The organism is Pantoea sp. alder81 (assembly GCF_020179835.1).
In the GTDB taxonomy this organism is placed as follows: domain Bacteria; phylum Pseudomonadota; class Gammaproteobacteria; order Enterobacterales; family Enterobacteriaceae; genus Pantoea.
Window position 1 is genome coordinate 831990 of the sequence record NZ_JAIUDA010000002.1, and the last position, 23584, is coordinate 855573.

The following is a 23584-nucleotide window of genomic DNA, read 5'->3' on the forward strand; positions in this document are numbered from 1 at the left end:
ATGAAAGAGGTGATCCCACAGACGATAATTGCGCTCGACAACCTGTCGAAAACATTTGGTGGCAACCGCGCACTGAGCGATATCTCGCTGAGCTTACTGGCGGGCGAAGTGCACTGCCTGGCTGGCACCAACGGCTGTGGCAAAAGCACCTTAATCAAAGTCATTTCCGGGGTACATGCCCCGGACAATGGCAGCCGCATTACCTTAGGTGATGGCCCGACCTTCCCGCGTCTGACCACCCGTCAGGCGCGTGATTTCGGCATCCAGGTGATTTATCAGGATCTGTCGCTGTTCCCGAATTTGAGCGTGGCCGAGAACATCGCTTTTGAGCACAATCTCAATAGTCTGTTGGGCTGGCACCGCAAGGCCAAGCTGCGCGCAACGGCAACCCGCATTATTGAAGAGCTGAAATTCGATCTCGATTTGGATGAGAAAGTTTCGGCGCTGTCGATTGCCGCACGTCAGCAGGTGGCCATTTGCCGTGCACTGGTCGCCGATGCGCGCCTGGTGATCATGGACGAGCCAACCGCTTCCCTGACGCGCACCGAAGTGAATCAACTGCTGCGCACTGTGCGCTACCTGAAAGATAAAAACATCTGCGTGGTGTTTGTGAGCCATCGTCTGGATGAAGTGCTGGAAATTTCGGATCGCGTAACGGTGATCCGCGACGGTCGCAAGATGGGCTGCTGGCCCGCCAAAGAGATGACGCCACATCATCTGACTGAACTGATGACCGGGCTTAAGCTCGATTATCAGCTTAAAGCACCAACGCGTAATGCCGACCGCGCCATTCTCGAAGTCGAGAATCTGACGCGCGCCGGACAATATCACGACGTCAATTTCAAGCTGTATCAGGGCGAAGTACTCGGCCTGTGCGGCCTGCTCGGTTCGGGTCGCACCGAACTGGCGCTGTCACTGTTTGGCATGACCAAACCCGACAGCGGCAAAATCTGGCTCGACAGCAAACCCGTGCGCTTCCGTGGCCATGAGGATGCCATCAAAGCCGGTATCGGCTATGTCTCCGAAGACCGCTTAACCCTGGGCCTGGTACAGCAACAATCGGTGGCCGACAACATGGTGTTGCCGATCCTCGATAAGCTGCAAAACCGTTTTCACATCATCGACGAATACCGCAAAAACAAGCTGATCCTGCAGTGGATTCAACAGCTCGGCGTGCGCGTGGCCGATCCCAATCTGGCGATCTCCACTCTTTCAGGTGGTAACCAACAGAAGATCGTGCTGGCGAAATGGGTGCTGACCCAGCCGCGCATTTTGATTCTGGATTCGCCCACCGTGGGCGTGGATGTCGGTGCCAAAGCCAGCATCTATCAGCTGATCCACGAGCTGGCGAAGGAAGGTCTGTCGATCATTCTGATTTCCGATGAAGTGCCAGAGGTTTGGTACAACTGCGACCGCATTCTGCACTTCCGTGATGGCACCGTTCATGCCGAATACCAACCCGATACCGTTGAGCAAGAACAGCTGGCGGAGGTGATCAATGCCTGATTTTTCTCGTTTACGTCCGCACTCCAGTCAGGGCTGGCTGGCGTGGGTACTGCTGGCTTTCATCCTGTTCTTCTCGGTAGCCAGCGATCAATTCCTTTCGGTGCAGAACCTGCTGGATTTAGCCGAAAGCTACGCCGTGACCGGCATCTTTGCCCTCGGGCTATTCGTGGTGCTGGTGACCGGCGGGATCGATATCTCCTTCGCTGCGGTGGCGTCGGTGGTGCAATACCTGATTGCTTCGCTGTTTGTGCAGTTCCAGTTTGATAACGCGGCGCTGAGCATCCTGCTGGCGATTGCCTGCGGCACCACCTTTGGCGTGATTAACGCCCTGTTGATCACCTCACTGCGCGTGGTGTCGATCATCATCACCATCAGTATGCAGTCGCTGCTGTTTGGTCTGCTGATGTGGGTGACCGGCGGTAAGAGCCTTTATTCCCTGCCGGACTGGTGGATCACGCTGCGCAGCGTGCTGCCCTTCACCTGGCAAGGCAACAGCTTCCAGATTGGCCTCCCGCTGATCACCATGCTGGTGATTGCCGGACTGACCGCGCTGCTGCTGAATAAAACCAATCTCGGCCGCCAGCTGTATGCGGTGGGCGGCGATGCGGAATCCGCACGTCGTATCGGGATTCGCGTCGGCTTGATTCACGTCTTTGCCTACGGCTGGCTCGGTGCGATGGCAGCGATTGGCGGGCTGGTGCAGGTGTATCGCATGGGTGAAGTGGTGCCGAATGCTTTAGTCGGCGGCGAGCTGGATGTGCTGGCAGCAACGGTGCTCGGCGGTGCCAGTCTGATGGGCGGTAAAGGCACGGTGAGCGGCACGCTAATGGGCGTGTTCCTGATCGCCATTCTGAAGAACGGCCTCAACCTGATTGGCGTCTCCAACTACTTCATGAACATCGTGGTAGGCGGCGTGATCATGGTGGCGATTGCCGTGACTCACTACAAAAAACGTAAAGAAACTGACGTCAGTTTCGTCTGACAGGGGCATTCACATGAAATCACTCTCTGCTCTGCGTCCGGACGGCACCAATATCGGCCTGATGCTGCTGATTGCGCTGGCGCTGGCAATCTTCACCATTATGCTGCCGGGCCGCTTTATGACCGACTCGACCTTTATGAGTATGGCGTTCCAGCTGCCGGAACTCGGCCTACTGACGCTGGCGATGTTTATCGCCATCCTCAGCGGCGGCCTGAACCTGGCGATTATCGCCACCGCCAACCTGACCGCACTGTTTATTGCCTGGACGCTGATGAGCGCCCTGCCCGCTGATGCTGGCACCGGTCAGCAGCTGTTGTGGCTGTTTATTGCCATCATCGGCGCGATGTTAATTGCCGCGGTGATCGGCGTGATTACCGGCGTGATGGTGACGCGAATTGGTGCTCACCCGATTCTGGTGACGCTGGCGACCATGATGACGCTGAACGGCATCGGTATCTGGCTGACCAAAGGTGCGGCCGTGAGCGGCATGCCATCGGTGGTGCAGGCGCTCGGTTCCAATACGCTGTTGGGTATGCCGCTGCCGCTGTGGGTCTTCCTGATTGCCGCTGCGCTGCTGGCGCTGTTCCTCGGCAAAACGCGCGCCGGTAAATGCATCTACATGGGCGGCAGTAACATCAATGCCACCTGGTTTAGCGGCATCAACACCCATCGCATGGTGGTGCTGGTGTACGTGATCTCCAGCCTGCTGTGCGTGTTAGCCGGATTGATCATGATGTCACGCTTCAACTCGGCACGAATGGGTTACGGCGATGCGTATCTGCTGCTGACGGTGCTGGCGATTATTCTCGGCGGCACGGATCCCAACGGCGGTTTCGGCCGCGTCACCGGTGTGGTGCTGGCGCTGATTGCACTGCAAGTGCTCTCAACCGGATTCAATCTGATGAACATCAGCCAGCACGTAAGCCTGGCGATGTGGGGCGCGGTACTGATTGTGGTGCTGGCCTTCAAACAATTTAAAGCCCGTTTTAATGAACATCGTGCCGTCAAGCTGAGCAAACTCGCTGCGGCCCTCAATCCTCTGACCGAAAAAAAGGAAGTCTAATGCGTATTCAAGTCTCCCCGTCGTTGATGTGTATGAATCTGATGGAGATCAAGCACCAGCTGGAAGTGCTGGATTCCCGCGCAGACTTCCTCCATATCGATATCATGGACGGTCATTACGTTAAGAACATCACGCTGTCGCCGTTCTTTATTGAGCAGATTCGCCCGCACACCAAAGTGGCGCTGGATGTGCACTTGATGGTGGAACAGCCGACCGATTTCATTGATGCGATTGCCAAAGCGGGTGCCGATTACATCTGCCCGCATGCCGAAACCATCAACCGTGATGCGTTCCGCGTGATCAACCTGATTCGCAGCCACGGCAAGAAAGTCGGCGTGGTGCTGAACCCGGCCACACCTGTGTCGTTTATCCATCATTACATTCATCTGCTGGATAAGATCACCGTGATGACCGTGGATCCTGGCTATGCCGGCCAACCGTTCATTCCGGAAATGGTGGCGAAAGTCCAGGAGCTGAAAGCCCTGAAGCAGCAGCATGGTCACAAATATCTGATTGAGATTGATGGCTCGTGCAACACGCGCACTTACAACACGCTGGTCGGTGCGGGTGCTGAAGTACTGATCGTCGGCACCTCTGGCCTGTTCAATATCCATGACGATTTAGCAACGGCCTGGGACATGATGCGTGACAGCATCGATGAAGCTCAGGGCCTGGCGAAGGTATCCGCATGATTCCACGCTGGCTGGGTATCGACATTGGCGGCACCGGCACACGTCTGCAGCTGATGGAAGAGGGACGCATCTGGTCCAGCTTCCGCAAGGTGCCGACGGCCAGCTGGGCGCAGCAGCCCGACGCTTTGACGGCACTCGGGCAGTTAATCAGTGAAACACTGGAGCAGCAGCCAGTGAGCGGCGTAATGCTGGGATTGCCGGGCATTCTCAGCCGCGATCGCCAGCAGGTGATTTCGCTGCCGTTTATTCAGGCGCTGGATCACCAGCCGGTGGCGTCGATCCTCACCGAGCGTCTTGGCGTGCCGGTGGCGATGGATAAAGACGTTAACCATCTGATGATGTGGGATTTAATGCAGCTGGAGCAGTTGCCGGATATCGCGGTAGGTTTGTATCCCGGTACTGGCATGGGCAACAGCTTGTGGATCAATGGCCGCTTCTATCACGGCCAGCACGGCGGCGCGGGGGAATTGGGCCACGTGCCGATTGCCGGGAACGCTCTGCCCTGCCCGTGCGGCAACCACGGTTGTGCAGAGACGGTGACTTCCGGCAACTGGCTGAGTCACTGGGCAAGGGCAAACGTGCCGGATACCGATATGTCGGCGCTGTTTACCCAGCATGGCGACCATCCGGAACTGCAGGCGTTTGTGTATCGTCTGGCACAGCTGATTGCTACCGAGATGAACATCCTCGATCCGGAGTACCTGATTTTGGGCGGTGGCGTACTGGCGATGGCGGACTTCCCGCTGGCGCAGTTACGCAGTCAGATTCAGCAGCATCTGCGTCCACCGGCCACACGTGACAATCTGAAGATCGTCTTTAGTCAGTCCACCGATCACACCGGCTGTCGGGGAGCCTGTTTAGCCGCCGAACGCCTGTTCAGGAGTGCATGATGAAAGGAAAAGTGTGTGTGTTTGGCTCGTTCAACCTCGACGTGGTCGCGGTGATGAACCGTTTCCCGATGCCCGGTGAATCACTGACCGCCCACAACAGCATGATGGGACCCGGCGGCAAAGGGGCAAACCAGGCCACGGCGGCGCTGCGTGCCGGGGCTCGCGTACACTACATCGGTAAAGTGGGTAACGATGATTTCGGCACTTTTGCCCGTCGTCACCTCGAGAAAACCGGCTTCGATGCGATTACGCTGTTTACCTGCAAAGAGAAACCCACCGGCAACGCACTGATCTATGTGGCCGGGGATGATGCCGAGAACATGATTTCGGTGTTTCCAGGTGCGAACACCACGGTAACGGCGGCGGAAGTGTCACGTTGCCAGCCTACGGTGGCGGCGGCGGATATTTTGCTGGTGCAGTTAGAGAACAACCTGAATGCCATTCAGCGCATGATTGATAACGCGCGTGCGGGTGGCACCTTTGTGATTTTAAACCCGGCGCCGTGGCAGAAAGTGAGTGATGCACTGCTGGCGAAGGTGGATTTACTGACGCCGAATAGCACCGAAGCGATGCAGATCACCGGTGTGAAGGTCACTGATTTTGCCAGCGCGCAGAAAGCCGCAGAAGTGATGCACCGCAAAGGCGCACGTCAGGTGATTATTACCCTGGGGATGGCGGGTGCACTGCTTTCTACGGCAGAACAACAACCGCTGCGCATTCCGCTGTTCCCGGCGCAACCGCTGGATACCACCGGTGCGGGCGATGCGTTTAACGGCGCGCTGGCAGCGCGTTTAGCTTCGGGTGATGAACTGCCACAGGCGGCTCTTTTTGCCTCGGCGTTTGCTTCGCTGTGTGTGGAACGCTCTGGTGCGGCCAACTCTATGCCGTCTTATGCCGAAGCGCTGGCGCGTATGCAGGCGCATCCGGAGTGCGTGCCTGAGCCGTTGGAAGTGATGGCCTGACTGACGGTGGGCGGCCATTAAGGTCGCCCATAGCATTGCAATCGTTAGGCTTTGAGCCAACCCGCAATCTGCGCGTGCTGCAGCAGCATAATCGCTTTACCATCGAGGATGCGGCCATCTTTCACCATCGCCAGCGCTTCCGGGAAAGGCAACTCCAGCACGGTAATCTCTTCATCTTCCACGCCACCACCGGCGTTGGCGCGCATCGATTCGCTGTATTCTGCTGCGAAGAAATGGACGATCTCGGTCACGCCACCCGGCGACATGTAAGCTTCAAACAGCTTCTCTACTTTGCCTACTTCATAACCGGTCTCTTCGATAGCTTCTTTGCGGATGCAATCTTCTGGCGAGTCGTTATCCAGCAGCCCTGCGCAGGTCTCAATCAACTCACCGCTGGCATTGCCGTTAACGTAAGTCGCAATGCGGAACTGACGAATCAGCAACACGGTATTTTTATCGCGGTTGTAAAGCAAGATGGTGGCGCCGTTGCCGCGGTCATAGACTTCGCGTTTGTGGCGCACGACTTCGCCGTTGCTACGGGTCAGCTCGTAGGTGAAGTTACGCAGGATAAAGTAATTATCTGACAATAACTTATCTTTGATGATGTTGATCTTTAACGACATGGCCGCTCCACCGCTTAAATGAGGGAGCCTGAGATAATAGGCGCTAGCGGCGGGGAAAACTATCTGAATTCGTGCGGTCAATACGCAATGAAGGGCGAGAACGGTCGCGCAATACATTGCGCCGCCACCGCAAAGTGCAGTGAGTGGTAGCGGCGCGATTTATCGCGCGAATTGATGACAATGCGAAAATCAAAAACCGTTCTTCTGCTCGCTCATATCCGGCAGATGGTGGGCGATCCCTTTGTGGCAATCAATACAGGTTTGCCCGTCCTCGACGGCTTTGCTGTGCATCTTCGCCGCGACGGTTTTCTGCGCGGTGAAATCCATATACTCAAAGTTGTGGCAGTTACGGCACTCCTGCGAGTTATTGTTTTTCATCCTGCGCCACTCATTCTGTGCCAGCTCAATGCGCGTCTCTTCAAACTTTTGCGGCGTGTCGATCAGGCCGAAGATCTTGGCGTACACCTCTTTGCTGGCCTGCAGCTTGCGCAGCATTTTCGGGCCCCATTCGTGCGGCACATGGCAATCCGGGCAGGTCGCGCGCACGCCGCTGCGGTTGTTGTAGTGCACCGTTTGCATGTACTCCTGATAGACGTTGTTGCGCATTTCGTGGCAGCCAATGCAGAACTGCTCGCGGTTGGTCATCTCCATCGCGGTATTGAAGCCGCCCCAGAAAATAATCCCGCCGGCAAAGCCGAGAATCAGCAGCGTGCCGAGTGCTAAGCGACTCGGACGTCGCCACCAGCGCCAGATGCGTAATAGTCTTTCTTTCATTGATAACCTCACTGCCCAAAACCGTTAGCCGGTTTAAAGGTGTTCTCCACCACCGGTTTGGCATCGGTCTGCGGGACGTGGCACTGCAAACAGAAGTAGCGGCGCGGCGAAACTGTGCTGCTCACCAGACCATCGCGATCGGTAAAGTGTGTTGGGCTAACGCGCGGCGCACCGGTGGTCAGGTAACTTTGCGTGCCGTGGCACTGCAGGCAACGATTAACGTTTTTCGTCACCTGATAGCCATCGACGCTGTGCGGGATCACCGGCGGTTGGTTCACATAGTTCAGCGGTTTACGGCTCTGCTCTTTCGGCTGATGGATAGTGCCCTGCTGCGTGGCCGTAACTTCCGGGGATTGCGTGAGATCCACGCTATTGCCCGCGTATACCACGCCGCCCAGCATCAGGGCAGCGACGGTGATAAGAGTGAATAAGGGTTTCATTGCATCCTGCCTTAGATTTTGACCAGCTTGACGGCGCATTTTTTATAATCGGTCTGCTTGGATAGCGGATCGGTGGCATCCAACGTGACGTTATTGGCCAGCACACCCGCATCGAAGAACGGCATAAACACCAAGCCTTTAGGCGGTTGATTACGCCCGCGCGTTTCGACGGTCGCCACGGTTTCACCCCGGCGTGACACCACGCGCACCTTCTCGCCACGGCGGAAGCCACGGTCTTTGGCATCCAGCGGATGGATGTACAGCAATGCCTGCGGCACCGCGCGATGCAGTTCCGGCACGCGACGCGTCATGGTGCCGGTATGCCAGTGTTCCAATACGCGGCCGGTACAGAACCACATATCGTATTCGGCGTCTGGTGCTTCAGCGGGTGGCTCATACGGCAGTGCGAAGATGGTGGCTTTGCCATCCGGCTTGCCGTAGAAACGCACGCCCTCGCCCGCTTTAACGTAGCTGTCAAAACCTTCGCGATAGCGCCAGCGCGTCTCCTTGCCATTCACCACCGGCCAGCGCAATCCACGCGCCTCATGGTAGGCATCGAATGGCGCCAGATCGTGACCGTGGCCGCGACCAAAGCTGGCGTACTCTTCGAACAGCCCTTTCTGGATGTAAAAGCCGAAATCGCGCGCCTCGTCGTTCAGTCGATCGTCCGCCACTTCACTCAGCGGGAACTGATTGACCTGCCCATTGGCGTACAGCACGTCGTACAGGGTTTTATCTCGCAGCTCCGGCTGCTGAGCGATCAACGCTTCCGGCCACACTTCGGTTACGCGGAAGCGCTTGGCGAAATTCACCATCTGCCACAGATCCGATTTCGCCTCGCCCGGTGCTTTCACCTGTTGATGCCAGAACTGAGTACGACGCTCAGCGTTGCCGTAAGCGCCCTCTTTCTCCACCCACATCGCGGTCGGCAGGATCAAATCTGCGCACAAGGCACTTACAGTCGGATAAGGATCGGACACCACGATAAAGTTGCGCGCATCGCGCCAGCCTGGCATACGTTCCTGCGTCAGGTTCGGACCCGCCTGCATGTTGTTGTTACACATCACCCAGTACGCATTGATCTTGCCGTCTTTTAGCGCGCGATCCTGTGCTACTGCGTGCAGGCCGATTTTGGCGGGAATAGTGCCCTGCGGCAGCTTCCACAGCTTTTCCGCTGTGGCACGGTGCTTGTCATTGTTGACCACCATGTCGGCAGGCAGGCGGTGCGAGAAGGTGCCTACTTCACGTGCGGTGCCGCAGGCAGAAGGCTGGCCGGTGAGCGAGAACGGACCCGTGCCAGGACGTGAAATTTTCCCGGTCAGCAGATGGATGTTGTAGCACAGGTTATTGGCCCACACGCCGCGCGTATGCTGGTTGAAACCCATGGTCCAGTAGGAGACCACGTTGATGCTCGGGTCGGCATAAAGCTCAGCCAGCGCGATCAGCTGGTCCTGCTCTACACCGCTCATCTCACTGGCTTTCTCTACCGTGTATTCGGCAACGAATTTGGCGTATTCGTCGAAGCTGATCGGCGTGGATTCGCCGCTATCCGGGTTTTTCGCTGAGGCCTGACGCGGATCGCTCGGGCGCAATCCATAACCAATATCCGTCACGCCTTTACGCAGCGTGACGTGATTTTGCAGGAAGGTTTTATCGACTTTATTGTTCTGAATGATGTAGTTGGCGATGAAGTTGAGGATCGCCAGATCGCTCTGCGGCGTGAACACCATGCCGTTATCGGCCAGTTCAAAACTGCGATGGCGATAGGTGGAGAGCACCGCGACTTTGACGTTGTCATCGCTCAGGCGACGGGCGGTCAGACGTGACCAGAGAATCGGATGCATCTCGGCCATGTTCGATCCCCACAGCACAAAGGCATCGGCCACTTCGATGTCATCGTAGCAGCCCATCGGTTCATCCATGCCGAAGGTGCGCATAAAGCCCACCACCGCCGAGGCCATACAGTGGCGCGCGTTAGGATCGAGATTGTTGGTGCGAAAACCGGCTTTCATCAGTTTTGACGCCGCGTATCCTTCCCATACCGTCCACTGGCCGGAGCCAAACATGCCTACCGAGTCAGGTCCGTTGGCTTTTAGCGCCGCTTTAAACTTCTGCTCCATGATGTCGAAAGCCTGATCCCAGCTCACCGGGGTGAATTCGCCCTCTTTATCATAATGACCGTCAGTCATGCGCAGTAAAGGCTGGGTCAGGCGATCTTTCCCGTACATGATTTTCGGCAGGAAATAGCCTTTGATGCAGTTCAGTCCACGGTTCACTTCCGCCTGCGGATCCCCCTGAGAGGCCACCACGCGTCCTTCTTGCGTGCCCACCAGCACGCCACAGCCGGTACCACAGAAACGGCACGGTGCCTTTTCCCAGCGGATCGGTGCACCCAAAGCAGTCACGGCTTTGGTGACGCTGGGAATAGTGAGTCCTGCGGCGATTGCCGCCGCGGCGGCCGCATTGGCCTTCATAAATTCTCGACGACTGACTTTCATGATGCTTCCTTGTGACGATATTCCGTTTCGTCCTGCTGGTGATACACCAGAGAAACGGCCAATACATGCGGGATATTGCGGGTGGCTTCGATGTTGTCCAGCAAGGCGCGGCTGTCTGCGGCACCTAAGGTTACGGCCAGCGTGCCGCGAGCGCTGTCTTCGGCAGCGATATCGCAGTAAGAAAGCGCCAGCAAAGCCTGCTTTACCGCCGGGATGGCGTGGGGTCGCGCCTGGATCACCAGACCGCACACGTGCCAACTGCTTTCAGGGAGAATGGAGTGCGTCATGCGCTCACCTCGTTTAGCCAGCTTGAGATGAGGCGTAAAATAACCTGAGGTTATGCAGGGCTATATCACCCGAAAGGTGTATATCCCGATGTGGGATCAAGGGAAGGACAATTGAAATGAAAACGGGGGCCAAAAGGCCCCCGTTGATGAGAATCGCTGCGATTAACGCGAGCTATCTTCCGCCAGCTTAGCTGACGCATCATCCTGATCGTCATGATGATGGTCGTGCTCTTTCATGGCTTCCGCATGCACGCGTTTGCGCACGCCGAACCAGCCCAGCACCAGTACCACCGCGATCAGCGGCAGTGAAGCGATGGTGTAGGTGCCGTTTGGATAGTCAAACGCCATCAACACCAGCACGCTCACCAGGAACAGCAGCGTCAGCCAGGAGGTGAACGGCGCCCACGGCAGCTTAAAGCTGACGTCTTCCGCTTTACCTTCTTTAATCGCTTTGCGCAGACGCATCTGGCACACCACGATAAAGCCCCACGAAGAGATGATGCCCAGTGAAGCCACGTTCAGTACGATCTCAAATACCTGCGAAGGCACGTAGTAGTTGAGCACCACACCAATCACGTACACCGCGATAGTGACCAGGATACCGGCGAACGGCACCTGCTGTTTGCTCATCTTCGACATGAACTGTGGTGCAGAACCGCCCATCGACATGGAACGCAGAATACGACCGGTGGAGTAAAGGCCAGAGTTGAGGCTCGACAGCGCCGCACTCAGCACCACGATGTTCATCACGCTACCAATATAAGGCACGCCCAGTTTGGAGAAGAAGGTCACAAACGGACTTTGTCCCGCCTGATAGGCATTCCACGGCAGCAGCAGCACCAGCAGCACCACCGAACCGACGTAGAACAGACCAATACGCCAGATCACGCTGTTGATAGCTTTTGGCAGCATGGTTTTCGGGTCTTTACACTCCCCGGCCGCCGTGCCCACCAGCTCAATCGAGGCGAAGGCAAATACCACGCCTTGTACCAAGACCAGCGCAGGCAGCAAGCCGTGCGGGAAGAAGCCACCGTTGTCAGTGATCAGGTGGAAGCCAGTGGTGTTGCCATCCAGCGGTTTACCGCTGCCAAGAAACACTACACCGACGACCAGGAACACCACGATCGCCAATACTTTCACCAGCGCGAACCAGAACTCCATCTCAGCGAACCACTTCACGCCGATCATGTTCATGGTACCGACAATGGCCAGTGCGCCGAGGGCAAACACCCACTGCGGTACATCACCAAACGCGCCCCAGTAATGCATATACAGCGCCACCGCCGTGATATCCACGATACCGGTCATCGCCCAGTTAACGAAGTACATCCAACCTGCAACGTATGACGCTTTTTCCCCAAGGAATTCACGTGCATAAGAAACAAAGCTGCCGCTTGATGGACGGTGTAATACCAGTTCGCCCAGCGCACGGAGGATAAAGAAGGAGAAGATACCGCACACCAGATAAACCAGTGCCAGAGCAGGACCCGCCATCTGCAAGCGTGCGCCTGCACCAAGGAACAGGCCGGTACCGATGGCACCGCCAATGGCGATCATTTGTACCTGACGGTTACCCATCGCTTTCTGATAACCGCTGTCGTGAGAGTTGAGCCAGCGTCTTTTCGCAGCGCGTTGTTCGGCTGCGGTTTTTTTAGTTGATTTCATAGCTTTCCTGTTTGTCCTGACCATCAATCATCGCCTAACCAAACGATTGCGTACGGCGGTGCGAAATGGGGTAAAACCTGCTACCGCAACGGCGGAACGATGCCGCGCGGAGAGCCGGGAAATTACGGCGATGAATCCTACCCGTTCTGCATGAACGAAGCAAAAAATACCGTTTGGTTGCACAAAGTGAATTGTAAGAATCGGTCGCGGTGCACAAAAAAACCGGCCAGTGAATGGCCGGTAAAGGGGTGGCTACAGGGAAAACTACTGGAGGGGATTAACGGTAAATCTCTGCGGTGCCGCTCCACAGGCTGGAGTCGCCTGGGTTCTGCACGCCTATAACGCGGTAATGGCTGGCGCCCATATCTTCCGCTTTTTGCGACAGCTGGCGGGTTGCATCATCGAGTGAACCACGTACGCCGCTGATGGAAACGGTGCCGCTGCTTTGCAGATTTTCCGCCTGCTCAGCACTTAAAGGTTGCGCGGCGAAGGCCGTGAAACTTGCGGTGGCAAGCAGTGCAGCAGTCAGAATGGCAATGGGTTTCTTCATCATTTGCTCCTGTTGTCGTCCGTTCATAAAAGTGATTACGCTGCAAATTATCAGCGATGTAATGAAAAGCAGGCACAGCAGGCCGTAAAGCCGTTCAATAATTCGCCAGCTAACGACATGCAATCCAGGGAAAGGTAAAGAGAAGTGGATTTCTCTGCTAAAAGTAACCTGATGTGACGATTCCGGCTCGCTGTCTGCCTGACGCTGCCTTATAATCCCACGTTCTTATAAGGGTTTTATCGTGATAGTGAAACGTCCTGTTACCCGCACCATAGCCCGTGCTTTGAGCGCGATTGTGTTGTTATCGCTGCTCACCACCGGTCTGGCGCTGTTAACACTCTCCAGCAGTTTACGTGATGCCGAAGCGGTGAATGTCGCCGGTTCGCTGCGCATGCAAATATACCGCCTCGCCTGGGATACCACGCGCGATCCGCAGCAGCTGGCGCAGCACATTCAAATCTATCAGCAAACTCTCCGCTCACCGGCTTTGCAGCATCTGGAACGCCCATGGGTGCCGAAGGAAGTGTCCAGCCGCTATCGCTATCTACGCGACAGCTGGCCGCAGTTGCAGCAAACGTTGCAGCCTGAACGCGCGCAGATCTATCAGCAACGCGTTGCCGGTTACGTCAGTGAGATCGACCGTTTTGTGCTGGCGCTGCAGCATTACGCTGAACTGAAAATGCATCTGGTGGCGGCCAGCAGCCTGTTTGGTTTCCTGGCGATTGTGGCGCTGGCGCTGTGGACCATCCGCTTTATTCGTCGCAACGTGGTGCGCCCGCTGGATTCACTGGTCACGGCCAGCCAATACGTTGAGCAGGCGAATTTCAGCTTTCCGCCGTTATCGATTTCCCAACCCACAGAACTCGGCGTGTTAGCTCAGGCCTTTACCACCATGGCCGAACGGCTGCACTCGCACTATCGCCTGCTTGAGCTGGCGGTGCGTAATAAAACTGAAGATCTCACCCAAGCCAATCGCACGCTGAAATTACTCTATGAAAGCTCACAGATCCTCACCAGCAGCCCACTGAACCCAGAGTTGTTCCAGGGATTGCTGCGGCTGGTTCAACGTCGTGAAGCGTTGACCGTATTGAGCATCACCAGCGACGGCATTGATTTTCAGGCGGGCGTGGCGGAAGACGATCTCGAATGGCAACGTTTGCCGTTGCAGCAAGAGGATCAACGACTCGGCGAACTGTGCTGGCAAACGCGGCGAGCACCACCTGCCGATGAACTGATGCAAAGCCTGGCCAACATGCTGGCGCGCTCGCTATGGATTTGGCAGACACAAAAACAGTACCAGCAGATGCTATTAATAGAAGAGCGATCCACTATTGCACGTGAACTGCATGATTCGCTGGCGCAGTCGCTCTCTTTCCTGCGCATTCAGCTCACGCTGCTGCGCCGCAACGTCGATAATACCCAGATCCAGGCGCAATCCATTATCGCCGAGTTTGATCGCGCCCTGGCCGAGGCCTACCAGCAGCTGCGCGAGTTGCTCACTACCTTCCGTCTGACCATCGAACAGGCGGATTTAGTACAGGCGATGCAGGCCATGATCGCCCCGCTGCAGGAACAGTCCCACGCCGCGATCGCCTTCGATTATCAATCGGGCCTGCAAACACTGGATGCTCAACAGCAGGTACATGTGCTGCAGATCGCACGCGAAGCGCTGCTGAACGCTATTCGCCACGCGCAGGCACAGCAAATCCATATTTACTATCAGCGCGATGCAGATGCCTCCCACCTGCTGACCATTGAAGATGACGGTTGCGGCATTCGCAGCCTTGAAGAGCCACCAGGCCATTACGGCCTGACGATTATGGCGGAGCGCGCTGCCCGACTTTCCGGCAGCTTACTGATTACTCCGCAGACACGCGGCACGCGCGTCACACTGCGTTTCCCACCACGCCCGGCACACCGGCTGGCTTAACGCGATACACTTATGTTGAATGGACCTTGACTGGAGAACTTATGGCACCCTCTTCCCTGACGATTATGATCGTCGACGATCATCCGCTGATGCGTCGTGGTATCCGCCAACTGCTGGCACTGGAACCGCGTCTGGAAGTGGTGGCCGAAGCCAACAACGGCACCGAAGCGCTGGCTGAGGCGCGTCGCCTGTCGCCCGATGTGATCCTGCTCGATCTGAACATGAAAGGCATGTCGGGTCTGGATACCCTGAAAGCCCTGCGCCACGAAGGTATCGCCTCCCGTATTTTGGTACTGACCGTTTCCGACGCGCGCAATGATATTTACGCCATGGTCGATGCGGGAGCCGATGGCTATTTGCTGAAAGACAGCGAGCCGGAATTATTGCTGGCGCAGGTGATGCGCGGTGCATTGGGTGAGAATGTGTTTAGTGAAGTCGTGGCAGACTATCTGGCGACGCGACAGCCGAGCGCCAATCCTTTCAAACAGCTCACCGAACGTGAACTGGATGTGCTGCAGGAAGTCGCACGTGGCTTGTCCAATAAAGAGATTGCCGCCACCTTGCATATTTCCGAAGAAACGGTAAAAGTGCACATCCGCAATCTGCTGCGTAAACTGGATGTGCGTTCACGCGTCGCCGCCACCGTGTTATGGCTTGAGAGCCGCAATGTGTAGCAGCGCACAGAATCCCAGCACGACATTTACACTTTCTCCATAATTTATCCACGATTCTCTAATTTGCGCCGCGTACAGTAAGCAGCAGCAGGAGTTTTCGGGATAGCACCTTGCACTCCGCCGACGTGAAGCCGACCGCGCTTCACGTTTTACATAATAAAAGTAAAAAATACGCAGCTGAGGAGTGTCGGTTCCATGTCGAATTTTTTTATCGACCGCCCCATTTTTGCCTGGGTTTTGGCTATTTTGCTTTGTCTTTGCGGCACACTAGCGATCATCTCCCTGCCCATTGAGCAGTATCCCGATCTCGCACCGCCTAACGTGCGTATTACTGCCAACTATCCCGGTGCCTCTGCGGAAACGCTGGAGAATACCGTCACCCAGGTTATCGAACAGAACATGACCGGCATCGATAACCTGATGTATATGTCTTCTAACAGCAGTAATACCGGTCAGGCGCAAATCACCCTCACCTTTACCGCTGGCACCAATCCTGATGAAGCACGCCAGCAGGTACAAAACCAGCTACAAACCGCACTGCGCAAACTGCCCGCCGCCGTTCAGTCTCAGGGCGTGACGGTGAATAAAACCGGTGACAGTAATATCCTGATGATTGCGTTTGTCTCTACCGACGGAAGTATGGACAAACAGGATATTTCAGATTATGTCGCCAGTAACATTCAGGATCCGCTGAGCCGCATCGACGGTGTCGGCCAGGTGGATGCCTACGGTTCGCAATATGCTATGCGAATCTGGCTCGATCCCAACAAACTGATCGCCTATGCGCTGACCACGGATGACGTGGTGACGGCGATCGAATCGCAGAACACCCAGGTGGCGGTCGGTCAGGTCGGCGGCTTGCCGTCGGTGGATAAACAGGCGCTCAATGCCACCGTGAATGCGCAGTCCATGCTGCAGACGCCAGAGCAGTTCAAAGCCATCACGCTGAAAAACAACAGTGATGGTTCGGTAGTGACGCTGGGCGATGTGGCCGACGTGGCGATGGGCGCGGAGAAATACGATTTCCTTAGCCGCTACAATGGCCAGGCGGCTTCCGGTCTCGGCATTAAGCTGGCGTCTGGCGCCAACGAAATGAACACCGATAAGCTGGTGCGCGCCCGCGTGGAAGAGTTATCGCACTACTTCCCGCACGGGCTGGAAGCCAAAGTGGCTTATGAAACCACGCCGTTCGTAAAAGCCTCGATCACCGACGTGGTGAAAACGCTGCTGGAAGCAATTCTGCTGGTGTTCCTGGTAATGTATCTGTTCCTGCAGAACTTCCGTGCCACGCTGATTCCGACCATTGCCGTGCCGGTGGTGCTGCTCGGCACCTTCACCGTGCTGTATGCCTGCGGATTCAGTATCAACACGCTCACCATGTTCGCCATGGTGCTTGCCATCGGCCTGCTGGTGGATGATGCCATCGTGGTGGTGGAAAACGTCGAGCGCATCATGAGTGAAGAAGGACTTTCACCGCGCGCCGCCACGCGAAAATCGATGGGCCAGATTCAGGGTGCGCTGGTCGGTATTGCGCTGGTGCTGTCGGCGGTGTTCGTGCCGATGGCCTTCTTCGGCGGCACCGTGGGCGCTATTTATCGTCAGTTCTCGATCACCATTGTCTCGGCGATGGTGTTGTCGGTGCTGGTGGCGATGATCTTAACCCCTGCCCTGTGCTCGACGCTGCTAAAACCTCTCGAACAAGGTCACCATCACGGACGGCGCGGCTTCTTTGGCTGGTTTAACCGCAACTTTAACGCCAGCGCGGAACGCTATGAGCGCGGTGTCGCTCGTATCCTGATGAAAGGTGGCCGCTGGCTGTTGCTCTATCTCGGCATTATCGGTCTGATGGCGTTTCTGTTTCTCCGCCTGCCAACTTCATTCCTGCCGCTGGAAGACCGTGGCGTGTTCCTCACGCAGGTGCAGCTGCCGCCGGGTGCGACGTTAGAGCAAACCTCCAACGTGGTGGCGAAGGTCGAAAATTATTATATGACCGCCGAGAAAGACAACGTGCTGTCGGTGTTCTCGACTATTGGTGCCGGTCCGGGCGGTAACGGCCAAAACGTGGCGCGCCTGTTTGTGCGTCTGAAAAACTGGGAAGAGCGTCCAGGCAGCGATCGTACCTCGTTCGCCATCATTGACCGAGCGACTAAGGCCTTCCATAAGATCAAAGAAGGCCGTGTCATCGCCAGTAGCCCACCGGCGATTACCGGCATGGGAAGCTCTTCTGGATTCGATATGGAGCTGCAGGATCACGGCGGTGTCGGCCATACGCAGTTGATGGCGATGCGTGACAAGTTGCTGGAACTGGCCGACAGCAATCCGGCTTTATCTCGCGTGCGTCACAACGGTCTGGATGACAGCCCGCAATTGCAGATCGATGTCGATCAGCGCAAAGCGCAGGCGCTAGGCGTATCGCTTGATACCATCAATGACACGCTGACCACCGCATGGGGTTCAACCTATGTGAATGACTTCCTCGATCGCGGGCGCGTGAAGAAGGTGTATGTGCAGGCAGGTGCGGAGTTCCGCATGCTGCCGGGCGATATCAATAAGTGGTACGTACGCAACAGTAGCGGCACCATGGTGCCCTTCTCCGCCTTCGCCACCAGCCGTTGGGAAACCGGTTCGCCGCGTCTGGAACGTTACAACGGCTACTCATCGCTGGAGATCGTCGGTGAAGCCGCCAACGGCGTCAGTAGCGGTACCGCGATGGATGTGATGGAGAAACTGGTGGGCCAATTGCCGTTAGGCGTAGGCTTCCAATGGACCGGAGCTTCTTATCAGGAGCGTCTCTCTGGTTCGCAGGCGCCTGCGCTGTATGCGATTTCGCTGCTGGTGGTGTTCCTGTGTCTGGCGGCACTGTACGAGAGCTGGTCGATTCCATTCTCCGTGATGCTGGTGGTGCCGCTCGGTGTAGTCGGTGCGCTGGTGGCAACCTGGATGCGCGGTCTGGAGAACGACGTCTACTTCCAGGTTGGCTTGCTCACCGTGATTGGCTTGTCGGCGAAGAACGCCATCCTGATCGTGGAGTTCGCCAATGAGATCAACAGCAAAGGGCGCGAGTTGCTGGAAGCCACGCTGGAGGCTTCACGCCAGCGTTTGCGCCCGATTCTGATGACGTCGCTGGCCTTTATCTTCGGCGTGCTGCCGATGGCCATCAGCAGCGGAGCCGGTTCCGGTAGCCAGCACGCGGTGGGTACAGGCGTAATGGGCGGCATGATCTCCGCAACTGTGCTTGCCATCTTCTTTGTGCCGTTGTTCTTTGTGCTGGTGCGTCGTCGCTTCCCATTGAAAGACAAGCCGCACGATTAAAACCGGAGTCATAAAAAAAGCCGCTATGGAGACATAGCGGCTTTATTGCTTTGTGTGGTTAGAATTACAGCAAGTTGGGAATGCCCTGCTTTTCTCTTCGCGTATTACTTACTACGTAACATCGCTTCGATGAATTCTTTCCAGTTTCCCATTTCGGTGTCGACCATCGTACCCTCTCTTATTGTAGGGCTGATTCTACGCCGTTTTTTTCTACAGGTGAATACGTTTCCACCACTTGTCACCATCGGTAAAAGCGCACAAAAGCGTCATTTTGCCGAAATTGCGTACTGACGCACATTTCAGCAACCCGTTATCACCACAGGGAAAAATCACTGAGGTTATCAAAAGTCGCTTTTGCGAGATTAGGATAATTCTTAGCGGCCTGATGATGCCGCTGGCGACTATTTATGACGTTAATGAAAACGTTTACTGGATCTAATAAGTAACTTTGATAACGCCAAAATAATCATGAAAAAACAAATAAAACGCTGGATGCTGAATCCTGTTATTCCCGCAAAAGTTCGACATATCGTCTGTACTCGTAGCTCCGGTGACGAGACCTGCCTGAGGTCTCAACCAGCACGCCCGCTTCTACCAGACTTTTCACCGCTGCGTTTGCTGTCGGATAAGTTACCTCCAGCAGTTCAACTGCCCGATCAACGGTCAGCTTCGGCATTGTCGGTAAAAACTCAAACAGGCGGATACTGTGTACAGATGTTGACTTCATAGAGAGCATCCTCTTTCTGTCATCAGCAAAAAGGGTCGCAATTCTGATGATGCCCTGCTGGGCTTCCTCAGCGGAGAAGGTCACAGCTTCAAGGAAAAAGGCAACCCACTGCTCCCAGTTGCCGCTGGAGCGGATTTCAGTAAGGCACTGGTAGTAGTATCTCTGATGTTGTTTCAGGTAGCCTGAAACATACAGCAGCGGCTCATTCAGCAGTTTCCACTCTTCAAGCAACATCGCTATCAGCAAGCGGCCGATGCGGCCATTACCGTCCAGAAAGGGGTGGATAGTTTCGAACTGAGCGTGTACGAGTGCTATACGGACAAGTGGCGGAAGTGAATGGTCGGGCGCGTGGATGAACTTCTCCAGATCGGACAGTAAGTCCCCGACTTTTTCAGGCGGCGGCGGAACATAAGATGCGTTGCCGGGTCTTGTGCCGCCAATCCAGTTCTGCGTCGTTCTAACCTCTCCGGGCTGTTTTGCTGCCCCACGTGCGCCAGATAACAGCATCTGATGAGCATTTTTTAACAAGCGCACGCAAACAGGCAGCCCCGATGCGGTATTCATTTCATCGTGAACGAATTTATAGGCTCGCAGGTAATTAGTGACCTCTTCAACGTCATCTACATTCGTGACGGCAAGCCCGGCCTCTTCATCAAAGATATCAGCCAAAGTTGCCTGCGTGCCCTCCAACTGTGAAGTAAGCAATGCTTCTTTACGAATAGCACTGTAGACCAGCCATTCACTCGACGATACCAGCCCTGACATGCCAGACAGTCTGGCCAGCGATTTTTCCGCCTTTTCATTAATCTCAGTGAAAGAGGCAGGATCAAGTTCTGGTGCCGTGGGGGGTAAGGGGGCCGGCATAAATGCACTGACCGTCTCATCATAGCTGGTCGTTGTGATGAGTTGGCCGGAAGCACGTTTCATAAAAATCCTTTCATCGCTGATGACGTTATTTAAAGGTTTTTTAATTATGCCATGCCTTATTAAAGACTGCTTTAATAACGGATTGCTGTTTTAAAAAATTTTTACTTTAAGTCGGACCTGACGCTGTAGCAACCTGAGAGGCGCCAGTCTTGAGGCCTTTGAAAAAGACCCCATCGCGAGGACAGTGAATGTCTAAGGGAACGGAGCACTTACTGTGCTCGATAAACAGAGAAGGAACGTCATTACCTTGAATGGGAAGCGTTCGGGGCTTGCACAAATAAGTGCAGTACGTTCGATAAGCTCCGCGTTAACCTCTGAGAACAGCATCCCTAACCCGAATCGCGTTGATGATGGCCTTCAAATGCTGATTTCATGCTATCTAGGATCATCTCGGTATTGTTACAATCCAGCCCCAGGGAATGCCCCATGTTCTGAACATTAAGCCACTTTGCTTCTTGGCGTCCTGGACCATCGCCAGTGCTTTGAGCATCAGAACGGATACGGCAATACAGGAAACACTTACGCATTTAAGAGTACCGACGCGCTATGTTTAAAATGTACGGCATTAAAAATTGCGACACCATAAAAAAAGCACGCAACTATTTAACCGCATCCGGCATCGACTATCGTTTTCACGATTATCGCGTGGATGGCATCGATGATGCGCTGCTGCAATCCTTTATCGACCAGCTGGGTTATGAAGTGCTGCTGAATACGCGCGGCACCACCTGGCGCAATCTGCCGGAAGCCGAGCGTGAAGCCGTCACCGATGCGGCCAGCGCGAAAGCCGTGATGCTCGCTCAGCCTGCCATTATCAAACGTCCGGTATTGTCTGCGCCAAATGGCGATCTGCTGGTCGGTTTTAAAGATTCCCTTTATCACGCATTTATCCAGGAGAAGTCATAACATGTTCTGTCCGGTCATTGAGCTGGCTCAGCAGCTTATTCGTCGCCCGTCACTGAGTCCGGATGATGCCGGTTGTCAGGGGCTGTTGGTGGCGCGTCTGGAAGCGATTGGCTTTACGGTCGAGCCGATGCATATCGGCGATACGCTGAACTTCTGGGCCACGCGCGGCCAGGGCGAAACTCTGGCGTTTGCCGGTCACACCGACGTGGTGCCACCGGGCGATGCTAATCGCTGGATCAGCCCGCCGTTTGAGCCTTCGATTCGTGATGGCATGCTGTTTGGCCGTGGTGCCGCGGACATGAAAGGATCGCTGGCGGCGATGGTGGTGGCTGCTGAACGTTTTGTCGCGGCTAATCCGCAGCACAAAGGGCGTCTGGCATTCCTGATCACTTCCGATGAAGAAGCCAGCGCGGTTAACGGCACGGTGAAAGTGGTTGAGCGTCTGATGGCGCGCAACGAGCGCATGGATTACTGCCTGGTGGGCGAGCCTTCCAGTACCGAAATCGTTGGCGACGTGGTGAAAAACGGCCGTCGCGGTTCGATGACCGCTAATCTCACCATCCACGGTGTGCAGGGTCACGTGGCCTATCCGCATCTGGCCGATAACCCGGTGCATCGCGCGATGCCGGCATTAAATGAGCTGGTCGCCACCGAATGGGATCAGGGCAACGAATTCTTCCCGCCAACCAGCATGCAGATTGCCAACGTGCAGGCCGGTACTGGCAGCAATAACGTGATTCCTGGTGAATTTTTCGTGCAGTTCAACTTCCGTTTCAGCACTGAACTCACCGATCAGATGATCAAAGAGCGCGTTGCGGCGCTGCTGGATCGCCATCAGCTGCGTTATACCCTGGAGTGGAATGTTTCCGGTCAGCCGTTCCTGACCTCGCGTGGCAAACTGGTTGATGCCGTGGTAAATGCTGTCGCGCACTATAATGAAATTAAGCCACAGTTGCTGACCACAGGCGGCACCTCTGACGGACGCTTTATCGCGCGGATGGGTGCACAGGTTGTGGAGCTGGGCCCGGTGAATGCCACCATTCATAAAATCAATGAGTGCGTGAAAGCGTCAGATTTGCAGATGCTGAGTCGTATGTACCAGCGCATCATGGAACAGCTGATCGCTTAAGTAAGCACGCTAAAGGAGCAATGGGATGGAATTCTTTAAAGAGTACTGGTGGATCTTAGTGATCCTGCTGATGGTCGGTATTTTAATGAACGTTTATAAAGATTTAAAACGTATCGATCATAAAAAATTCATGGATAACAAACCGGATTTACCACCGCATCGCGACTTTAACGATAAATGGGACGATGACGAAGACTGGCCGAAGAAGAAATAATTGCGGCTAACGTTTCCCCTGTAAACCTGACGGCGTGATTCATCGCGCATCTGATAGCGAACTGGCTACAGTAATGCGCGATTTATCTCGCCGTTTGGTTAATTGCCAACCTCACTGTCCTGCCATCACATCATCATGATGACATCATCATCGCCCGGTTTAGCACCGCTGAGCGCCTCGTCAAAATATCGACGCGGAATGGTATAACGCAGATGATTCAACGCCAGCTGCATGCTGCGGTCATCAATCGCGTGCGGCAAATCGTCCACCACATCCAGCGTCACATCGCCTCCCAGCGCGGTTAATCGCTGCATGGCAGCTTCGGCATGCTCTAACGGGATCTGCTCATCATAATCACCGTGGATCAGGTGGATGGTATTCCGTGAACTGGCACGCTCAGGCAATGTGCTGTAGCGACCACTGAACACAATCGCGCGTCCTGCCAGGTCGGCTTTCGCTTTCACGCCTTCCAGAACCATGGTGCCGCCCTGCGAAAAGCCCACCAGTGCGGTAGCTTCCGGCCGAACACCCGATGCCTGCTGCCAATGGCGCACCGACTCCACAAACATCGGCATCACGGCATTGATGCCCTGCTGCTCTGAGCGGTCATGCGCGGGGATATCCGCAAACCATTGGCGACCCTGCGGCTCGCTAGCGGGATAAGGCGCGCCCACCGCCACAACGAACGCTTCCGGAAACGCTTTGGCGAACCAGTTGCCGACTTGTGCCATCGAATCAGGGTTGTCATTCACGCCGTGATACAGCAAAAACAGCTGCGCAGCGTGCGTCGGTTGCTGAACAATTACATATCGTAGTGCCATAAGATCCTCCTC

General features: G+C 55.5%; 22 protein-coding genes. 12 read left to right on the forward strand and 10 right to left on the reverse strand.

Annotated features, from left to right (window positions below):
- The 6 genes from LBW88_RS08795 to LBW88_RS08820 are packed head-to-tail and all read left to right on the forward strand — an operon-like array spanning position 1 to position 6095.
- Positions 1-1506 carry a sugar ABC transporter ATP-binding protein gene (locus LBW88_RS08795; protein ID WP_224932008.1) on the forward strand — a complete coding sequence of 502 codons (1506 nt, stop codon included), beginning with the start codon at positions 1-3 and terminating at the stop codon, positions 1504-1506.
- On the forward strand, positions 1499-2488 hold the full coding sequence (locus LBW88_RS08800) for an ABC transporter permease (RefSeq protein ID WP_224930721.1): 990 nt from the start codon (positions 1499-1501) through the stop codon (positions 2486-2488). The genes LBW88_RS08795 and LBW88_RS08800 overlap by 8 nt, the downstream gene beginning before the upstream one ends.
- 13 nt (positions 2489-2501) lie before the next feature.
- A complete protein-coding gene (locus LBW88_RS08805) occupies positions 2502-3551 on the forward strand; it encodes an ABC transporter permease (RefSeq protein WP_224930718.1) in 1050 nt (349 codons plus the stop codon).
- Positions 3551-4243: a D-allulose 6-phosphate 3-epimerase gene (alsE, locus tag LBW88_RS08810; RefSeq protein ID WP_224930716.1), complete on the forward strand. Its 693-nt coding sequence runs from the start codon at positions 3551-3553 to the stop codon at positions 4241-4243. The genes LBW88_RS08805 and alsE overlap by 1 nt, the downstream gene beginning before the upstream one ends.
- Positions 4240-5133 (forward strand): allose kinase, encoded by an 894-nt coding sequence (alsK, locus tag LBW88_RS08815; protein WP_224930714.1) that lies wholly within the window; start codon positions 4240-4242, stop codon positions 5131-5133. The genes alsE and alsK overlap by 4 nt, the downstream gene beginning before the upstream one ends.
- The gene (locus LBW88_RS08820; protein ID WP_224930711.1) at positions 5133-6095 is read left to right on the forward strand and encodes a ribokinase; all 963 of its coding nucleotides are present in this window, start codon (positions 5133-5135) and stop codon (positions 6093-6095) included. The genes alsK and LBW88_RS08820 overlap by 1 nt, the downstream gene beginning before the upstream one ends.
- A gap of 44 nt (positions 6096-6139) precedes the next feature.
- Here the strand turns inward: LBW88_RS08820 and nudK are convergent, their stop codons facing one another.
- The 7 genes from nudK to LBW88_RS08855 form a co-directional block, all read right to left on the reverse strand.
- The gene (nudK, locus tag LBW88_RS08825; RefSeq protein WP_224930708.1) at positions 6140-6718 is read right to left on the reverse strand and encodes a GDP-mannose pyrophosphatase NudK; all 579 of its coding nucleotides are present in this window, start codon (positions 6716-6718) and stop codon (positions 6140-6142) included.
- A gap of 189 nt (positions 6719-6907) precedes the next feature.
- The gene (napC, locus tag LBW88_RS08830) at positions 6908-7492 is read right to left on the reverse strand and encodes a cytochrome c-type protein NapC (protein WP_100701226.1); all 585 of its coding nucleotides are present in this window, start codon (positions 7490-7492) and stop codon (positions 6908-6910) included.
- An 8-nt stretch (positions 7493-7500) separates the two neighbouring features.
- On the reverse strand, positions 7501-7932 hold the full coding sequence (gene napB, locus LBW88_RS08835; protein ID WP_224930705.1) for a nitrate reductase cytochrome c-type subunit: 432 nt from the start codon (positions 7930-7932) through the stop codon (positions 7501-7503).
- Between the two features lie 11 nt (positions 7933-7943).
- Positions 7944-10430: a nitrate reductase catalytic subunit NapA gene (gene napA, locus LBW88_RS08840; protein WP_224930703.1), complete on the reverse strand. Its 2487-nt coding sequence runs from the start codon at positions 10428-10430 to the stop codon at positions 7944-7946.
- Positions 10427-10717, reverse strand: coding sequence for a chaperone NapD (locus LBW88_RS08845; protein WP_224930700.1), 291 nt, complete (start codon positions 10715-10717; stop codon positions 10427-10429). Before LBW88_RS08845 ends, napA begins: the two co-directional genes overlap by 4 nt.
- 162 nt (positions 10718-10879) lie before the next feature.
- Positions 10880-12382, reverse strand: coding sequence for an L-asparagine permease (ansP, locus tag LBW88_RS08850; RefSeq protein WP_224930698.1), 1503 nt, complete (start codon positions 12380-12382; stop codon positions 10880-10882).
- A 277-nt stretch (positions 12383-12659) separates the two neighbouring features.
- Positions 12660-12932 carry a YdgH/BhsA/McbA-like domain containing protein gene (locus LBW88_RS08855; RefSeq protein WP_224930695.1) on the reverse strand — a complete coding sequence of 91 codons (273 nt, stop codon included), beginning with the start codon at positions 12930-12932 and terminating at the stop codon, positions 12660-12662.
- A 241-nt stretch (positions 12933-13173) separates the two neighbouring features.
- Here LBW88_RS08855 and narQ point away from each other — a divergent pair, with 241 nt between their 5' ends.
- From narQ to acrD, 3 genes are all read left to right on the forward strand, one after another.
- Positions 13174-14862, forward strand: a complete 1689-nt coding sequence (gene narQ, locus LBW88_RS08860) for a nitrate/nitrite two-component system sensor histidine kinase NarQ (protein ID WP_224930692.1) — start codon at positions 13174-13176, stop codon at positions 14860-14862.
- A gap of 41 nt (positions 14863-14903) precedes the next feature.
- Positions 14904-15536: a response regulator gene (locus LBW88_RS08865; protein WP_224930689.1), complete on the forward strand. Its 633-nt coding sequence runs from the start codon at positions 14904-14906 to the stop codon at positions 15534-15536.
- A 195-nt stretch (positions 15537-15731) separates the two neighbouring features.
- Positions 15732-18848: a multidrug efflux RND transporter permease AcrD gene (gene acrD, locus LBW88_RS08870; RefSeq protein WP_224930686.1), complete on the forward strand. Its 3117-nt coding sequence runs from the start codon at positions 15732-15734 to the stop codon at positions 18846-18848.
- A 104-nt stretch (positions 18849-18952) separates the two neighbouring features.
- Here the strand turns inward: acrD and ypfM are convergent, their stop codons facing one another.
- Positions 18953-19093: a protein YpfM gene (gene ypfM / locus LBW88_RS26595; protein WP_414004118.1), complete on the reverse strand. Its 141-nt coding sequence runs from the start codon at positions 19091-19093 to the stop codon at positions 18953-18955.
- Between the two features lie 260 nt (positions 19094-19353).
- Positions 19354-20502: a Fic family protein gene (locus LBW88_RS08880; protein WP_224930683.1), complete on the reverse strand. Its 1149-nt coding sequence runs from the start codon at positions 20500-20502 to the stop codon at positions 19354-19356.
- A 546-nt stretch (positions 20503-21048) separates the two neighbouring features.
- Here LBW88_RS08880 and LBW88_RS08885 point away from each other — a divergent pair.
- The 3 genes from LBW88_RS08885 to LBW88_RS08895 are packed head-to-tail and all read left to right on the forward strand — an operon-like array spanning position 21049 to position 22751.
- Positions 21049-21408, forward strand: a complete 360-nt coding sequence (locus tag LBW88_RS08885) for an ArsC family reductase (protein WP_224930681.1) — start codon at positions 21049-21051, stop codon at positions 21406-21408.
- Position 21409: 1 nt separating this feature from the next.
- Complete coding sequence (gene dapE, locus LBW88_RS08890; protein WP_224930678.1) at positions 21410-22537, forward strand: succinyl-diaminopimelate desuccinylase; 1128 nt, start codon at positions 21410-21412, stop codon at positions 22535-22537.
- 25 nt (positions 22538-22562) lie between these two features.
- Positions 22563-22751: a YpfN family protein gene (locus LBW88_RS08895; RefSeq protein ID WP_224930675.1), complete on the forward strand. Its 189-nt coding sequence runs from the start codon at positions 22563-22565 to the stop codon at positions 22749-22751.
- A 125-nt stretch (positions 22752-22876) separates the two neighbouring features.
- Here the strand turns inward: LBW88_RS08895 and ypfH are convergent, their stop codons facing one another.
- Entirely contained in the window at positions 22877-23572 is a 696-nt protein-coding gene (ypfH, locus tag LBW88_RS08900) for an esterase (protein ID WP_224930673.1), read from the reverse strand.
- Between the last annotated feature and the right edge of the window lie 12 nt (positions 23573-23584).

Excerpts from the sequence above, each read along its gene's own strand:
- LBW88_RS08845 (WP_224930700.1), bottom strand. The coding sequence starts at position 10,717 with ATGACGCACTCCATTCTCCCTGAAAGCAGTTGGCACGTGTGCGGTCTG.
- LBW88_RS08820 (WP_224930711.1), top strand. The coding sequence starts at position 5,133 with ATGAAAGGAAAAGTGTGTGTGTTTGGCTCGTTCAACCTCGACGTGGTC.
- LBW88_RS08855 (WP_224930695.1), bottom strand. The coding sequence starts at position 12,932 with ATGAAGAAACCCATTGCCATTCTGACTGCTGCACTGCTTGCCACCGCA.
- napB (WP_224930705.1), bottom strand. The coding sequence starts at position 7,932 with ATGAAACCCTTATTCACTCTTATCACCGTCGCTGCCCTGATGCTGGGC.
- LBW88_RS08805 (WP_224930718.1), top strand. The coding sequence starts at position 2,502 with ATGAAATCACTCTCTGCTCTGCGTCCGGACGGCACCAATATCGGCCTG.
- alsK (WP_224930714.1), top strand. The coding sequence starts at position 4,240 with ATGATTCCACGCTGGCTGGGTATCGACATTGGCGGCACCGGCACACGT.
- acrD (WP_224930686.1), top strand. The coding sequence starts at position 15,732 with ATGTCGAATTTTTTTATCGACCGCCCCATTTTTGCCTGGGTTTTGGCT.
- LBW88_RS08895 (WP_224930675.1), top strand. The coding sequence starts at position 22,563 with ATGGAATTCTTTAAAGAGTACTGGTGGATCTTAGTGATCCTGCTGATG.
- LBW88_RS08795 (WP_224932008.1), top strand. The coding sequence starts at position 1 with ATGAAAGAGGTGATCCCACAGACGATAATTGCGCTCGACAACCTGTCG.
- ansP (WP_224930698.1), bottom strand. The coding sequence starts at position 12,382 with ATGAAATCAACTAAAAAAACCGCAGCCGAACAACGCGCTGCGAAAAGA.
- LBW88_RS08865 (WP_224930689.1), top strand. The coding sequence starts at position 14,904 with ATGGCACCCTCTTCCCTGACGATTATGATCGTCGACGATCATCCGCTG.
- nudK (WP_224930708.1), bottom strand. The coding sequence starts at position 6,718 with ATGTCGTTAAAGATCAACATCATCAAAGATAAGTTATTGTCAGATAAT.
- ypfH (WP_224930673.1), bottom strand. The coding sequence starts at position 23,572 with ATGGCACTACGATATGTAATTGTTCAGCAACCGACGCACGCTGCGCAG.
- LBW88_RS08800 (WP_224930721.1), top strand. The coding sequence starts at position 1,499 with ATGCCTGATTTTTCTCGTTTACGTCCGCACTCCAGTCAGGGCTGGCTG.
- LBW88_RS08880 (WP_224930683.1), bottom strand. The coding sequence starts at position 20,502 with ATGAAACGTGCTTCCGGCCAACTCATCACAACGACCAGCTATGATGAG.
- dapE (WP_224930678.1), top strand. The coding sequence starts at position 21,410 with ATGTTCTGTCCGGTCATTGAGCTGGCTCAGCAGCTTATTCGTCGCCCG.
- ypfM (WP_414004118.1), bottom strand. The coding sequence starts at position 19,093 with ATGGTGACAAGTGGTGGAAACGTATTCACCTGTAGAAAAAAACGGCGT.
- napA (WP_224930703.1), bottom strand. The coding sequence starts at position 10,430 with ATGAAAGTCAGTCGTCGAGAATTTATGAAGGCCAATGCGGCCGCCGCG.
- LBW88_RS08885 (WP_224930681.1), top strand. The coding sequence starts at position 21,049 with ATGTTTAAAATGTACGGCATTAAAAATTGCGACACCATAAAAAAAGCA.
- alsE (WP_224930716.1), top strand. The coding sequence starts at position 3,551 with ATGCGTATTCAAGTCTCCCCGTCGTTGATGTGTATGAATCTGATGGAG.
- napC (WP_100701226.1), bottom strand. The coding sequence starts at position 7,492 with ATGAAAGAAAGACTATTACGCATCTGGCGCTGGTGGCGACGTCCGAGT.